Origin of the sequence: Actinophytocola sp. (assembly GCF_050699935.1) — a bacterium.
Lineage (GTDB): Bacteria > Actinomycetota > Actinomycetes > Mycobacteriales > Pseudonocardiaceae > Actinophytocola.
Map to the genome: position 1 here is coordinate 1 of NZ_JBOHGB010000061.1, position 14,101 is coordinate 14,101.

Sequence of the window (14,101 nt, forward strand, 5' to 3'; positions counted from 1 at the left end):
TGCCGGCGGCGACGGCCGCGGCGTCCACCCCGGTCAGCCCGACGGCGGCGAACGCGGCCCGCAGCTGGGCGGCCGCGACGTCCGGGTCGGCCGCGAGGTAGCCCCCGTCGGCCACCCGGCCGAGCAGCACGTCCCGCACGACGTCGGCGACCTTCGGGTAGCGGATCGTGAAGCTGATGTGCAGGGACACGCCGTCCTGGGCGGTCGCCGCGTGCGGGCGGCCCCTGCGGAGGAACAGGCACTCCCCCGCGGCGAGCGTCACGTGTTCCACGGGGTCGGCCGGCGGCTCCGCGAGCGGGCCCGGGGCCCACGCCTCGCCGGCCGGCGGCGCGTGCAGTGTCCACGCCTTCGCGCCGGCCAGCTGGATGGCGTACACGTGCACGTCGTCGCGGTGCACGGCGAGGCCGCGCGCGCCAGGAGGCGTGAGGAACGCGGTGACCTGCACGCGTCCCCCGGTGGCGGCGGTCAGCTCGCCGGCGAGCGCGTCGGCCGGCGGGTGCCAGTCCTCCATGGCGTTGAGTACGACCGTGGCGCCGGCGGCGAACCCGGCGGCGACCGCGGGCCCGTCGACGTAGAACGCGAGGTCGGTGGCCGCGACCCGCCGCCCCGTGGTGAACTCCTTGATGGGCACGGGAACGCCGTCGCGCACCAGCGCCAGGTAGGGATAGCGCAGCAACCCGACGGCGAGCACCCGCTCGACCTCGGCGACGCTCAGCAGCTCCCGCGGCCGCACGGCGAACCGCGTCGGCAGGTCGGCCCGCTCGTGCCCGGCGAGGATGGCGTGGGCCCGCAGCAGCGCCGCCCGGTCCTCGTCCAGAGCACTCGCCCGCATGTCGACGGTCACGTCCGCACCCCCGATCTCTCCCCCGGTCTCGCCCCAGGTTTCTCCGTCAGCGACGCCAGCACCCAGATCGCCGCGACGCTCGCCACCACCCCCACCGCGGCCGGCGCGCGCAGGCTCACCACGTCCGCCAGCACACCGCCGGCAAGCGCGCCGAGCGGCGCCGTGCCGAACGACACCATCCGCATGACACTGCCCACCCGGCCAAGCAGGTCGACCGGCGAGGCCGCCTGGATGACGGCGGTCGAAGTCACGTTCCAGTTGCCCGCGCCGAACCCGTTGAGCGCGAGCGCCAGGAACATCTCCGGCGCGCCGTCGGCCACCACGAGCAGCCCGTAGCCCACGACCTGGCAGGTCTGGGCGAGCTTCGCCAGCGTGGCGGGGCCCACCCGGCGCAGCGCGAGCGGCGCGACCAGGTTCCCCGCTATCGCGCCGCCGCCCCACGCGGCCAGCGCGAGCCCGTACACCCCGGCCGGCAGACCGAGCTCCCGCACCGTGTACAGCACGAGCGTGGCCTGCACCCCGGCGGAGGCGAAGTTCATCACGCCGACCGCGTACCCGTACGCCGCCACCGCGCGGTTGTCCCGCACCCAGCGCAGCCCCGCCGCCACGTCGCCGAACAAGGTCCGCGCCCGCAGGTCGCGCAGCGCGCCGCCGCTGTCCCGTGGCACGCGCACGCGCAGCACCAGCATGGCGGCGAACACGAGCGTGCACGCGTTGGCCGCGAACGGCAGCGCGTGTGCGACGACGAACAGGGCGACCGCCACCGGCGGGCCGAGGAACTGCCCGGCGACGCCCTGCGCGGCGGAGAGCCGCGAGTGGGCCTCCGCGAGCCGGTCCCGCGCCACGACCCTCGGCAGCATCGCGGTGAACGCGGCGTCGCTGACCGTCTGCAGGCCGGTGAGGACGAACGCGAACGCGGCGAGCACCGCGACGTCGACCGTGCCGGCGAACACCGACACGACCAGCAGCCCGCACAGCACGGCCCGGCCGAGGTCGGCCGCGACGAACGCCCGCCGCTTGTCCAGCCGGTCCACCGCCGCCCCGCTGAGCAACCCGAACAGCAGCCACGGCAGGTAGTTGCACCCGATCACCACGCCGAGCCACACGGCGTCGTCGGTCGCGTCCGCGGTGAGCAACGCGAACGAGGCCACCCGAACCTGGTCGCCGAAGCGGTTGGCCACGGCCGCCGCCCAGATCTTCCAGAAGTCCCGGCCGAGAGGCCGCGCGGACAGGTCCGCGGAGGCTCGCCGGGATCGAAGCGGACGCATCGCGGTGCTACGCCACGAGTGCGGTGCGGACGAGCTCCGCCGCGTCGCGCCGCTTGCGGTCCCAGGTGGACAGACGGTCCTCGGTGACGTGCTCGGCCACCGCGTCGAGCCCCTCGGCGCACAATGCGCGGCGCAGCGCCCCCGGGGTGCGGCGGCCGAAGAAGATCGCGCGGGTCACCGCGACCGCGCGGTCGGCGTCCGCCTGGCCCAGCCGCCCGTCCCGGACGAGCGTCGTCACCAGCCACCGGACGTTCACGCTCGGCACGGTCACCGGCTCGTAGGTGTCCGGGTCGTAGAGCAGGGCGACCTCGTCGTCTCCGTCGATGGCCCCGGACGCGTACGCCTCGTACACCCAGCCGTGCCCGGTCATGCCGATCGGCCCGCACTCGGCGGCCCGCAGCGCGCCCATGCTGGAGCAGCCCGCGACGCGGTTGCCGGCCCGCAGCACCGTGCGGATCTCGGTGACGGTGACGGCGAGGCTCTGTCCGAACTCACCGTCCACGATGTACACATCCCAGCCGCCGCGCTCGACGTCGGGCAGGTCGAGCAGGTCGCCGTGCCGCACGGGTGGCCGGACGAGCACCCGCGGCGCTCCCGACACCTCGGGCGCCCGCGCCTGTCCGGCGAGCGACGGGCCGAGGAAGATCGCCGTGCGGGTCATACCGTGCTCCGCTTGCTCATCAACCGGGCGAACAGGCGGGCGCCCATCCGATCCCGCTCCTCGTGGAAGAACTCGAGTCCGGGCACGATCACCCGCACAACCGAGAACGGCATGGGGAACCGGTTGAGCTCGGTCGCCAGCACCACTCCGAGGCCGACGCGCCGCAAGTGTCCCATGAGGACAGTCAGGTCGTCGGAGAGCGAGCCGGTCGACTGGTTGGGGAACTCGGCGAGCCGTACGCCGCCCGGCATCCGCAGCCACGGCGTCAGCAGCTCCCGCACCGCCTCGTAGGAGCCGCGCCGGTTGGCGGTCAGCCGGGCGAGGTCCTCCCGGCCACCGGAGATGATCGACAGCCGGGACTGGACGGCCTCGGTGATCGCCCGGCACACGGCGACCGCCGGGTCGAGGTGGCAGCCGGCGCCCGCGCACACCAGCCAGGGCAGCCGGCGCACGGTGTCGTCGATCACCGCGTACGCCGTCGGCACGCCGATGTCGTTGGTGAACATGAACAGGTGCAGCTCGACGCCCGAGCGGACGAGCCGGTCGGCCAACCCGGCCGCCGGCTCGTCCAGCGAGTCCAGGTCCAGCCGCACACCGTCGAGCAGCGTCTCGCCGAATGCCGTGCAGTCCCGCTCGACCAGCTCGTACAGGGCGTGCACGACCGCCTCGGTCGGCGAGTTCCCGGCCGCCAGCCCGTCGGAGTAGCCGCCGATGAGCCGAGGCGGCTTCTTGTACGGGGTGAACACGGCGGCGGCCGGCACGAGCACCAGCCGCTCGTCGGCGAGGTTGAGCGTGGGCCACCACTCGAGCGGGGTGTCCGGGGTCCACTCGTGGTCTCGGGCGAGCACCAGCCGGGTGGGATGCAGCGGCGTGGCGTCCTCGGACAGCGCCGCCACCTCCGCCATGGTGCCGGGGGCGCCGGCCCGGCCGCCCTGCTCGCCGCAGTGTCGCTCGACGGCCTCCATCATGGCCGACGCGACGGCCGCCTCGCGGGTGACGCCCTTGCCGCACGTCACCGTCAGGTTGTGCGGCTCGGCGTCCGGCCGGATGGTGTTGACCACCGGAATGCCGAGGCAGTCGAGGCCGGTGACGTCGGCGACCCGGCTCACCCCGGCCGCCGGCAGGCACGCCCGCGCCAGCTCGACGGTCTCGGCGAGCGGGCGGACCCGGTGCGTGCCGGTCGTGCATGCCTTGTCGCGCCGGCCAACCTGGCGACCGTCACGGAGTCCGTCGCGGGGTCCGTCGCGCAGGCCCCGCAGCGGCCGGGCGTGCCGTTCCGCCAGCGCGTCGAGGGAGGCGGGGATCGTGCTGGTCATGCCGGCGCCGCGAGGTAGGGCGACAGGTCCGGGTAGTCGTAGGCCGCCCAGTTCGGCTCCGGCCGGCTGTAGTCCTTCATCACCACGCGGCGCAGCACGTCCGGGCGATGCTGCGCCAGGTCGGCGAACAGCTCGATGGTCAGCCCGATCATGGACTTGCGGGACCGGCACGTCTGCGGCAGCACGCCGGTGTAGCCGGCGCCGGCGGCGTGCGCGCGGTGGTAGCACTCGCCGCCGCAGGCGTGCCGCGCCCAGCACGACCGGCACGGCTCGCGCTCGTCCACGCGCTGGAAGAACGGCTTGCGCACCTCCACGATCGGCAGCCCCTTGCGGACGTCGCCGAGCTCGAAGTCCGTCTCCTCGAGGAAGTGGTGGCAGGGGTAGACCTTGCCGTCCGGCCCGACGCCGAGCGCGGAGCGGCCGGCCGAGCACGGGTACCACGACGCGACCGCCTTGCCGCGCCACATCAGCCGCTCCAGGAAGCCCTCGAACGGCAGGACCGAGAGGACCGTGCCCGCCAGCAGGTTCTCCCGGTACCACTCGAGCAGGCCGATCGAGTCCTCTTCGGACACCGTGTCGATGCCGTGCTCGTCGTACATGGGCTGCACGTGGATCTCGTTGAACCCGAGGTCGAGGAAGTACTTGTGCAGCGCCACGAGGTTCGCGCCCTCGGTGGCGACCGCGCGCACCCGCAGGATGTCCTGTGTGGAGTCGCGGACGAGCCGGCGCATGTTGCGCAGCACGGCCGCGGAGGTGGGCGCGCCCGAGGTGAGGTAGACCCGGCGGGTGTTCAGCACGGGCGGCCCGTCGAGGCTCACGACCAGCGACACCTCGTTCTCGTCGGCCCAGCGGATCACGGCCGGGTTCATCATGGTGCCGTTGGTGTAGACCGAGACGTTCATCCTCTTGCCGTGCGCGGCGGCCCGCTCGCGCGCGTAGTCGATGGTCTCGACGAGGACCGGGCGCTCCAGCAGCGGCTCGCCACCGATGAAGATCATCGACAGGGTGCGCTCGGTGCCGCTCTGCGCGATCAGCGCGTCCACGGTGGCGCGCGCCGTCTCCAGCGACATGCCGGCCGGGACCTCGCTGCCCTTGCGGTCCTTGATGTCCAGCTCGTTGTAGCAGTACGTGCAGCCCATGTTGCAGTGGTAGGTGTTGCCCACGTTGAGCCGCGTCACGGCCGCCGGGTCGTTGGTCAGCGGACTGGGCGCCTCCAGCCGGTCGAGCGCGTCGTGCACCCGGTGCAGGGCGGCGAGCTCGTCGTCGGTGAGGGGTGCCTCGAGGTGTCCCGCGTCGGCGTAGCGGGCGGCCTTGTCCAGCAGCGCGGCCGAGCCGGAGGCGATGCCCAGGGTGTCGGTGTCGTAGATCGTGGCGGAGTTCCGTGTCCCGGGGAACACCATCCGCCGCTGCGGTGCCTGTGTCATGGCCGTCCTCTCGGCGAAGGTGCCGGGGCCCTTACCGCGAGGTCCTGCCGACGGTCCGAGCCCCGGCCGAGCACTACGTCACAGCGAGGCGATGTTGCACACCGCGCCGGGCCGCTCGGCGGCCTCGCTCTCGTCGAACTGCAGCTCGCCGTAGTCGACGACCTCAGCGGCCGCGTCGACCGACTCGACGGACACGTCCTCGGTGCCGATCTTCTCGTCGCTCATGATCTGCCCACCTTTTCCTTTGTTCACAGCCGAGGATCCGGCCAGACCGCTCGACGTTACGAAGCGCCCTCGTTGTGTCACAAGGAACCTCGAGCCGTTCCCGACCCCTGTTTGAACAGATCGCGGCCCGCGCGCGTAAGACCGGTCGGCAACCTCGCAAGGACACCACCGAAAGGACCGCACATGGCCACGAGCCGATTGCGTCCGCTGATCGCCGGGCTCGCCGTTGGATTGGCCCTGGCGCTCGTGCCCGCCGGGAACGCGTTGGCGTCGGCGGGCTCCGACACCCAGCCACCGACCACGCCGGAGGACTTCCGGGTCACGGGTCAGAGCTCGACCGCCGTGTCGCTGGCGTGGTCGTACGCGCTGGACGACGACGGAGGCATGAGCGAGCTCGACTACCTCATCGACGACGGCACGACCACCCACACCGTGCACGTGCGGAACTCGATACGCATCACCGGCCTACCGACCAACCGGACCCACACCTTCACCATCCAGGCCCGGGACCCCTCCGGCAACCTGTCGGGCACGGCACAGGTCAGCACCCTCATCGAGAACACCCCGCCATCGGCGCCGACCAACCTGCGCCAGATCGGCACCGAGGGCGGGCAGGCGGTGTTCGGCTGGGACCCGTCGACCGACGACTCCGGCACGATCCGCCAGTACCTCGTGGATTTCCACACCGGACGCTTCGTGACCACGGTTACGTCGGTCAGCATCGCGGACCTGATCTTCCAGTGCCTGCTCCCGCCGGACCCGGACGACGTCACGTTCACCGTCCGGGCGCAGGACCTTTCGGGGAACCTCTCCGCGCCCGCCGGCATCACGCTGCCCGTCGTCTGATGTGAGGTGCCCAGCTGCCGGGTCGGTGACCTCGACACCGACCCGGCACCTGATCGGCCGCACGAAACCGTGCCTTGAAACGGCACTAAAAGGGGCGTCGCTCTGGTGCCTCGCTTCTTCGTGTTCTGCGAGGGCTTGACAAGAGCAGGACAATAGAAAGTCGGCGTGCCCTCCATAATCCAATGGAGAAACCGCCGAACCTAATGTCAGGTTAGCCACTGTGAGGGGCATGTGTCAAGTCAGGGGTACGAGGAGGAATTGCGGTCCGAGCGGAGCTACGTGGCCGGGCTGTACGCGCGGCTCGACGCGGAGCGCGCGCGGGTGAAGGGTGCCTACGACGCCGCGTTGCGCGGCCCTGTCAGTAAAGAGAGTGGCGGCACACCCATGGAACGGGACGTCGAGGTGCGCGCGCGGGCCAAGGAGATCAAGCGGCTGGACGTGGCGGACGACGGGCTGTGTTTCGGTCGGTTGGACACCATTTCCGGCGAACATTCCTACGTCGGCCGGATCGGCCTTTTCGACGAGGAGAACGAGTACGAACCGGTGTTGCTCGACTGGCGGGCGCCGGCGGCCCGCGCGTTCTACGTCGCCACCGCCGCGGCGCCGGAGAACCTGCGCCGGCGCCGCCAGTTCCACACGCACGGGCGTCGGGTCGTCGATTTCACCGACGAGGTGCTCGGCCGCCCGGACGGCGACGCGCGGGGAGACGCGGCCCTGCTCGCGGCGGTCAACGCGCCGCGCGGTGACGGGATGCGCGACATCGTGGCGACGATCCAGGCCGAGCAGGACGAGATCATCCGGCTCGACCACCCGGGCGTGCTGGTGATCGAGGGCGGCCCGGGCACCGGGAAGACCGTGGTGGCGCTGCACCGCGTCGCGTACCTGCTCTACACCCAGCGGGAGCGGATGGAACGCCATGGCGTGCTCGTGGTCGGGCCCAACCCGGCGTTCCTGAACCACATCAGCCGCGTTCTGCCGTCGCTGGGCGAGTCCGACGTGGTGTTCATGACCACCGGCGACCTCGTGCCGGGTCTTCGGGTCACCGCCGAGGACACGCCGGAAGCCGCGCGGCTCAAGGGGTCGCTGAAGATCCTGGACGTGCTCACGGCGGCGGTCGCCGACCGGCAGCGGCTGCCGGGCGAACCGATCCCGATCGAACTCCGGGACGTCACGGTCCGGATCGACGCCGAGACCGCCGAATGGGCCAGGGAGGAAGCACGCGCGAGCGGGCTGCCGCACAACGAGGCCCGCTCGGTGTTCACCGAGATCGTGACGTACGTGCTGACCGAACGGGCGATGGCCCGAATCGGCAAGGGCTGGCTGACCCGGTCGGACCGCGCAGCATGGGAGGAGCTGCGGGCGGACCTGCTCGGGGAACTGGCGGAAGACGAGACGTTCACCGCGGCGATCGACGAACTCTGGCCGATCCTGTCGCCGGAAACACTGTTGGCACCGCTGTACGAGTCCCCGGAGCGGCTGCGCACGGCGGGCGCCGACGAGACGCTGCTGCGTGCCGACGGCGACGCCTGGACGGTGTCGGACGTGCCGCTGCTCGACGAGTTGGTCGACATCCTGGGCCGCGACAAGGCGGCCGACAAGGCCGCCGAACAGGCCGCCGAGCGGAAACGGAGGGCCGAGGCCGTGTACGCCGCGGGCGTGATGGACGTCTTGCGGTTGGACCACGAGGAGATGGACGAGGACCTCCTGGTGCGTGCCGACGACCTGCTCTACGCCGGGGCGCTGGCGGACCGCTTCGTCGAGCGCGACACCCGAGAGCTCGCCGAACGCGCCGCCGCGGACCGGGACTGGACCTACCGGCACGTCGTCGTCGACGAGGCCCAGGAACTGTCCGAAATGGACTGGCGGGTGCTGATGCGGCGCTGCCCGGGCCGATCCTTCACGGTGGTCGGCGATCTCGCCCAACGCCGGTCGGTTGCCGGAGCGACGTCGTGGGACTCGATGCTGGAGCCGTACGTGCCCGGCCGGTGGGTCTACCGGTCGCTGTCGGTGAACTACCGCACCCCGGCGGAGATCATGACCATCGCCGCCGCGCTGCTCGCCGAGTTCGCACCCGGGGTGAAGCCGCCGGAGTCGGTGCGCGCGTGCGGCGTCCAGCCGTGGTCGAGGCGGGTCACCGAGGACGAACTGCCCGCTGCCATCGAGGAGTTCGTCCGGGACGAAGCCGGCCGCGAAGGCACCGGCGTCGTGATCGGGCCACCGGGAGTGCCAGGGGCGGTGGTGCCGTCGGAGACGAAGGGCCTGGAGTTCGACGCCGTCCTGGTCGTGGAACCGATGCGGATCCTCGCCGACGGCCCACGCGGCGCGGCCGAGCTCTACGTCGCCCTCACCCGCGCCACCCAACGCCTCGGCGTCCTGCACCAGGGCCCGTTGCCGCAGGCCCTGACCGGACTCGCCACAACCGGGACACCCGCCCGGGCCGGGAATCGACGGCCGGCGTAGCGATTCGCGCACCGGCCGCGCGGCCGACCGCGCGGCCGGCCGGTGGTCCATGACGACCGGATTTCGTCGCCACCGACATGGACTCGTCCGTCATTGGGGCTGTGATTCACCTCATTCCACTGCTGGCGTGGCGCTGCGACGTCACTACGTTCGACAGACGTGTGTCGTGGCCCCCAACTGGCAGGAGATCCATGGTGACCTACGACCCGGCCGACCACTACGAGCGCTTGGCGAAGAACTACGACGACACCTGGAGCCATCGCCCGGACTACGTGGGCTGGATGAACCAACGGGTGTTCGACCGGCTCCAGATCGAACCAGGCGATCACGTGGCCGACATCGGTGCCGGCACCGGACTGTTCCTCCGTTCCCTGGTGCGGCACGTGACCGAAGACAATCCGATCGTGTGCATCGACCCGTCCAGGTCGATGCTGAACCAGTTGCCCGACGACCCCCGCCTGCACCCGGTGTGCGCGTCCGCCGAGGCAGTCGCGGCCGGCGAGGTCGGTCTGCCCTACGACTGGCTCGACGCGATCGTGATCAAGGAGACCATCCACCACTTCACGAACATCCCCAAGACGCTGTTCGGGCTGGCGGAGCGGCTGGCCCCGGGCGGCAGGCTGCTGGTGGTGACCCTGCCGCGGCGGCCGCAGTACCCGCTGTTCACCGCGGCGCTGGACCGTTTCGCCGAGCACCAGCCGGAACCGGACGACATCGCGTCGGCCATGCGCGACGCCGGCTTGGACGTCACGCTCGACTACGACGCGTTCACTGTCCGAGTGAACGCCGACCACTACGCACATCTGGTCACCCGCCGGTGGATGTCGGTGCTGTCCACCTTCGATGACGAGCAGCTGGCCGAGGGCCTGGAGGAGATGCGTACCCGCAACGTGTCCGGTGAGCTCACCTTCCCCGACCGGTTCGCTTTCGTGTTCGGCAAACGAACCTGACGGAGGTCAGGCCAACCCCTCGCCGCGCTCGAGTGCGGCGATCTGGTCAATCCGGCGTTGGTGGACACCACCCTTGAAAGGCGTGCCGATCCAGCGTTCGAGGATCTGCTCGGCGAGGTCCGGCTCGACCACCTTGGCTCCCATGACCAGGACGTTCGCCTTGTTGTGTGCACGGGCGATCTCCGTGGTGAACAGGCAGTGGCACAGTCCGGCCCGGATACCCCGGATCTTGTTGCTGGCGATCTGTTCGCCCTGGCCGCTGCCGCCCACGATGACGCCACAGTCGGCGTCCCCGGCGAGGACCCGCGCGGCGACGTCCGCGCACAGCGGGGGGTAGTCCACGACGTCGGATCCGAACGCCCCGCGGTCGTCCACGTCGTGGTCGTGCGCACGCAGCCAGTCGATGAGCCGTGCCTTCAGCATGTGTCCATTGTGGTCTGAGACGATCGCGAGTCGCACGGGTCAGCTCCCGCCGGTGGTGACGAACAGGTCGTCGGGTGTCATCCGCTTGTCGAGGATTCCCTGCCGCACGGCGTGACCCACCAGCTCGTCGATCATGGCGCGGTTGGCCGGGACGCCGTACGGGAGGGGATCACCACCGGTGATGGCCAGGATGCGGGCGTTGCGGTCATCCGTCTCGGTCGGGTCACCGATCGCACCTGACCGCAGGTCCGCCAGATACCGGTCCTTGGCCGTGGCGAACGCCTCGACGAGAGCCGTGGCGAGGTCGGGGTGGGCGGCGAGCCGGTCGTCGCGAACCACGACGAGGTGGTTGATCGGATGGAAGCCGCGCGTCCGAAACGCCGACTCGGCGGCCCGGGTGGCGTCCGGGATCAGCGGCCGAACGTCGGGATGGTCGATCTTGACACCGACGACGGCGGCCAGCTCGCCGGCGATCAGCAGCTCCCTCAGCGTATGAGCCGGATCCATCGTCTCGACGTTGTCCGGCAGGTCGACCTCGGTGACGTGCTCGTCGCCGGACCGGACCCAGGTGACCCGGTCGAGGTCGAGGCCGTACTCCTCCTGGAGGATGGCCCGGACCCACACCCCCGTCGTCACCGTGTACCCGCGGTTGACGCCCACGCGGCGGCCTTCCAGATCCTTCGGATGCCGCACTCCCGACCGCGTGTTGTAGCAGATCATGCCGTGATGCCGGCCGCGCTGGACGAACACCGGCAGCGCGGTGAAGCCCTTGCCGTGGTCACGAGCGCACAGGTACGTCGTGATCGCCATCTCGCACACGTCGAACTCGAGTCCCCGAACCATTCGGCGGAACGCGTCGACGAGGACCGGCACCTCCACGAACTCGAACTCGAATCCGCGGGGAGCGACCGTCCCGTCTCTCAGCGCACGCACGCAGCCCTGGCCGGCGAGCACCGTGCGAAGCCTGGGGTGAGCCATCAGCCCTCCCGTCCATGGTTGTGGACCTATGCTAAGACATTAGTCCATTTGACCAAACCTGTGAACGGGAGCGGGCCGGTGATCATCGACTGCCATGGCCACTACACCACCACGCCGTCGGCGCTGCGGGAGTTCCGGACCGCCCAGCTCGCCGCCCTGCGGGACGGGACGGCACCGCCGGCACCGGCCACGATCCGCGACGACGAGATCGTCGAGAGCATCGAGCGCAACCAGCTGCGGATCATGCGCGAGCGCGGCAGCGACCTGATGATCCTCTCGCCGCGCGCGTCGGGGATGGCTCACCATGTCGACGATCCGGCGGTCGCACGGGCGTGGGCACGCGCCAGCAACGACCTGGTGCACCGGGTGGCCGGCCTGTTTCCCGGGCGTTTCGCCCCCGCCTGCCAGCTGCCGCAGACACCGAGCGGCGGCGTCGAGGACGCCGTCGCCGAGCTGAGGCGCTGTGTGGCGGAGCTCGGCTTCGTCGGCTGCCTGCTCAACCCGGACCCGTCCGGCGGTTACTGGGCGGCCAAGCCGCTCACCGACCCGTTCTGGTTCCCGCTATACCACGAGCTGGTGACCCTCGACGCGCCGGCGATGATCCACGTGTCGGCGTCGGTGAACCCGAGCATCCATGATCTCGGCGCGCACTACCTCAACGCCGACACGTCCGTGTTCATGCAGCTCGTGCGGGGCGAGTTGTTCGAGCGGTACCCGACGCTGCGCTTCGTCATCCCGCATGGCGGCGGCGCGGTGCCCTACCACTGGGGGCGCTACCAGGGACTGGCCGCCCGGCTCGAACGGCCGCCGATCGATGGCTTGCTGCGCAACGTCTTCTTCGACACGGCGGTCTACCACCAGCCGGGCATCGACCTGCTGCACCGGGTCGTGCCGGTGGAGAACATCCTGTTCGCCTCGGAGCTGCTCGGCGCGGTCCGGGGCGACAACCCGGCGACCGGCGCCGGCTGGGACCACACCAGGGTCTACGTCGACCGGGCCGGGCTCGACGACGCGGCCCTGCGGAAGGTGTACGAGCACAACGCCCGGCGGGTGTTCCCGCGACTCGAGGCGCACCTCCCGTGATGATCGAGAGCGGCTCCGGTCTACGGCCGCATGCCGGAACGCGCGCACAGGTGCCGCCACATCGTCTCCACGTTGAGGCCCGGACCGAGATCGGGCAACCCGGCCAGATCCTCGTCGTCGATCGGGGTCGGCATGCCGCCGACGGCCCGGACGGCGAGCGTCATCGACGCGAGCGCGTTGACCGCGAAGGCCTGGACCACCGCCTTGGCCACGGCCTCGTGCGGCGGGCCCGCCGCGACACTGACGAGGCCGTGCCCGCGCAGTACCGCGACCGGGCGCGCGCCGAGGAAGGCGGCCAGCGCGTCGCCCAACGCCGGCGTGTTCACCAGACATGCCCGTGGCCAGACCGGAATGCCGTCGGCGGCCAGCCGCGCCGCCGGGATGTCGTACGCACCGAAGATCGGCCGCCAGGGAAGATCCGCGAGGGACATCGCGACGACCGCGGGCGGATGGGCGTGCACGACGGCCGTCACCTCCGGCCGCGCCCGCAGGATCGCGGTGTGGATCGGCAGTTCCTGCGGGAGCGTCCACTCGCTCGGCGCGGGCATGCCGTCCACCGGTACGCGGCGAACGTCCTCCGCCGTCGTGAACGCCAGGCCGGCCTCACGTGGCCCGCGGCACCGAATCAGGATGTCGCGGCCGGACCGAGCACTGACATGGCCGAGCACGTGCTCGACGAGGCCCGTCGTGGCGAGAATCCGGCACGCGGTCGCGACCGTGTCGACCAGGTTGTCCGTGTGTGGCACGCGCTTCTCCCGGGTTGATCTTCTCGACCGGGCCTGTCGCGGGTGCTGCCTATGGAACAATCCATTCTATGAGCAGGCCACGGGCTTCTGTGACGGGCGGACGATCGGACACCGACGCGACCAGCACCGGCTCCGCGCCGGCCGAGGACCTCTTCTCGACGGTGTCGTTGGGACGCGTGTCCTCGGCGATAGTCGACCAGATCAAGGGGCTCATCCGCGAAGGCCGGCTGAACCCGGGTGACCGCCTGCCCAGCGAGCGTGAGCTCTGTGAGAGGTTCGGCGTCAGCCGGGTCACGGTTCGCGAAGCGTTGCGGATCCTCGAAACCAACGGGCTGATCACCATCAAGGTCGGAGCCCGCGGAGGCGCGCTGGTGGCGCGTCCCACGTCCGATCAGGTCGGCGCGAACCTGGCCGAGCTCGTCGGCATGTCGCCGCTCACCGCGCAGGAGGTGACCGAGGCGCGCCTGGTGTTCGAGGTCGGCATGATGCCACTCGTGGTGCAGCGCGCGACCGACGAGGACATCGCGGCACTGCGGGCGATGACCACCAAGCACGCGGCCGCACTGCGGGCCGGCGAGTACACCATGGAGATGTCCGCCGAGTTCCACGTGCGGCTCGCGGCGTGCACGCACAACACCGCGATCGAGATGCTGGTACGCAGCTTCGAAGGTCCCCTGCTGATGTCGCTGGTCACGGCGAAGGCCGCGGCACCGCTCATGGGCCGCAAGGGCGGCCAGGAACACGCCGCGCTGATCGACGCGATCGCCGACCGCGACGTGGAGCGGGCGGAGACGATCATGCTCACGCACCTGCGCCGCACGGCCCGGCGCGTCGCCAGGACGGATGCCGCTGAGACGTAACGGATCTCCGCCGGTGG

14 protein-coding genes are annotated in these 14,101 nt (G+C 71.2%); 5 read left to right on the plus strand and 9 right to left on the minus strand.

What is annotated here, in order from left to right; translation table 11 throughout:
- From ACRDTB_RS20095 to ACRDTB_RS20120, 6 genes are all read right to left on the minus strand, one after another.
- Positions 1–844, minus strand: an 844-nt coding sequence (locus ACRDTB_RS20095; protein WP_431432420.1) for a JmjC domain-containing protein, incomplete at its 3' end; no start/stop codon positions are given.
- The gene (locus ACRDTB_RS20100) at positions 841–2,112 is read right to left on the minus strand and encodes an MFS transporter (RefSeq protein WP_431432422.1); all 1,272 of its coding nucleotides are present in this window, start codon (positions 2,110–2,112) and stop codon (positions 841–843) included. The genes ACRDTB_RS20100 and ACRDTB_RS20095, both read right to left, overlap by 4 nt.
- 7 nt (positions 2,113–2,119) lie before the next feature.
- Positions 2,120–2,773, minus strand: a complete 654-nt coding sequence (locus ACRDTB_RS20105; protein WP_431432423.1) for a TfuA-like protein — start codon at positions 2,771–2,773, stop codon at positions 2,120–2,122.
- Positions 2,770–4,089, minus strand: a complete 1,320-nt coding sequence (locus tag ACRDTB_RS20110; RefSeq protein WP_431432425.1) for a YcaO-like family protein — start codon at positions 4,087–4,089, stop codon at positions 2,770–2,772. The genes ACRDTB_RS20105 and ACRDTB_RS20110 overlap by 4 nt, the downstream gene beginning before the upstream one ends.
- Positions 4,086–5,513, minus strand: coding sequence for a radical SAM protein (locus tag ACRDTB_RS20115; RefSeq protein ID WP_431432427.1), 1,428 nt, complete (start codon positions 5,511–5,513; stop codon positions 4,086–4,088). The genes ACRDTB_RS20110 and ACRDTB_RS20115 overlap by 4 nt, the downstream gene beginning before the upstream one ends.
- 78 nt (positions 5,514–5,591) lie before the next feature.
- The gene (locus ACRDTB_RS20120; RefSeq protein ID WP_431432428.1) at positions 5,592–5,738 is read right to left on the minus strand and encodes a hypothetical protein; all 147 of its coding nucleotides are present in this window, start codon (positions 5,736–5,738) and stop codon (positions 5,592–5,594) included.
- Between the two features lie 183 nt (positions 5,739–5,921).
- On the opposite strand from ACRDTB_RS20120, the gene ACRDTB_RS20125 reads away from it, so the two are divergent.
- From ACRDTB_RS20125 to ACRDTB_RS20135, 3 genes are all read left to right on the plus strand, one after another.
- On the plus strand, positions 5,922–6,584 hold the full coding sequence (locus tag ACRDTB_RS20125) for a hypothetical protein (protein WP_431432430.1): 663 nt from the start codon (positions 5,922–5,924) through the stop codon (positions 6,582–6,584).
- 231 nt (positions 6,585–6,815) lie between these two features.
- On the plus strand, positions 6,816–9,044 hold the full coding sequence (gene helR / locus ACRDTB_RS20130; RefSeq protein WP_431432431.1) for an RNA polymerase recycling motor ATPase HelR: 2,229 nt from the start codon (positions 6,816–6,818) through the stop codon (positions 9,042–9,044).
- Between the two features lie 191 nt (positions 9,045–9,235).
- The gene (locus tag ACRDTB_RS20135) at positions 9,236–9,994 is read left to right on the plus strand and encodes a class I SAM-dependent methyltransferase (RefSeq protein WP_431432433.1); all 759 of its coding nucleotides are present in this window, start codon (positions 9,236–9,238) and stop codon (positions 9,992–9,994) included.
- Positions 9,995–10,000: 6 nt separating this feature from the next.
- Here ACRDTB_RS20135 and ACRDTB_RS20140 read toward each other — a convergent pair whose 3' ends face one another.
- Positions 10,001–10,453 carry an RpiB/LacA/LacB family sugar-phosphate isomerase gene (locus ACRDTB_RS20140; protein WP_431432434.1) on the minus strand — a complete coding sequence of 151 codons (453 nt, stop codon included), beginning with the start codon at positions 10,451–10,453 and terminating at the stop codon, positions 10,001–10,003.
- Between the two features lie 3 nt (positions 10,454–10,456).
- Positions 10,457–11,395, minus strand: a complete 939-nt coding sequence (locus ACRDTB_RS20145; protein ID WP_431432436.1) for an ABC transporter substrate-binding protein — start codon at positions 11,393–11,395, stop codon at positions 10,457–10,459.
- Positions 11,396–11,443: 48 nt separating this feature from the next.
- Here ACRDTB_RS20145 and ACRDTB_RS20150 point away from each other — a divergent pair, with 48 nt between their 5' ends.
- On the plus strand, positions 11,444–12,478 hold the full coding sequence (locus ACRDTB_RS20150; RefSeq protein ID WP_431432437.1) for an amidohydrolase family protein: 1,035 nt from the start codon (positions 11,444–11,446) through the stop codon (positions 12,476–12,478).
- Positions 12,479–12,498: 20 nt separating this feature from the next.
- On the opposite strand, the gene ACRDTB_RS20155 is transcribed toward ACRDTB_RS20150, so the two are convergent.
- On the minus strand, positions 12,499–13,224 hold the full coding sequence (locus tag ACRDTB_RS20155; protein WP_431432439.1) for a class II aldolase/adducin family protein: 726 nt from the start codon (positions 13,222–13,224) through the stop codon (positions 12,499–12,501).
- Positions 13,225–13,313: 89 nt separating this feature from the next.
- Between ACRDTB_RS20155 and ACRDTB_RS20160 the strand changes: the two genes are divergently transcribed.
- Positions 13,314–14,084, plus strand: coding sequence for a FadR/GntR family transcriptional regulator (locus ACRDTB_RS20160; RefSeq protein ID WP_431432441.1), 771 nt, complete (start codon positions 13,314–13,316; stop codon positions 14,082–14,084).
- Positions 14,085–14,101: the final 17 nt, after the last annotated feature.

Coding starts and splice junctions, on each gene's coding strand:
- ACRDTB_RS20100 (WP_431432422.1), bottom strand. CDS start 2,112: ATGCGTCCGCTTCGATCCCGGCGAGCCTCCGCGGACCTGTCCGCGCGG.
- ACRDTB_RS20105 (WP_431432423.1), bottom strand. CDS start 2,773: ATGACCCGCACGGCGATCTTCCTCGGCCCGTCGCTCGCCGGACAGGCG.
- ACRDTB_RS20110 (WP_431432425.1), bottom strand. CDS start 4,089: ATGACCAGCACGATCCCCGCCTCCCTCGACGCGCTGGCGGAACGGCAC.
- ACRDTB_RS20115 (WP_431432427.1), bottom strand. CDS start 5,513: ATGACACAGGCACCGCAGCGGCGGATGGTGTTCCCCGGGACACGGAAC.
- ACRDTB_RS20120 (WP_431432428.1), bottom strand. CDS start 5,738: ATGAGCGACGAGAAGATCGGCACCGAGGACGTGTCCGTCGAGTCGGTC.
- ACRDTB_RS20125 (WP_431432430.1), top strand. CDS start 5,922: ATGGCCACGAGCCGATTGCGTCCGCTGATCGCCGGGCTCGCCGTTGGA.
- ACRDTB_RS20135 (WP_431432433.1), top strand. CDS start 9,236: ATGGTGACCTACGACCCGGCCGACCACTACGAGCGCTTGGCGAAGAAC.
- ACRDTB_RS20145 (WP_431432436.1), bottom strand. CDS start 11,395: ATGGCTCACCCCAGGCTTCGCACGGTGCTCGCCGGCCAGGGCTGCGTG.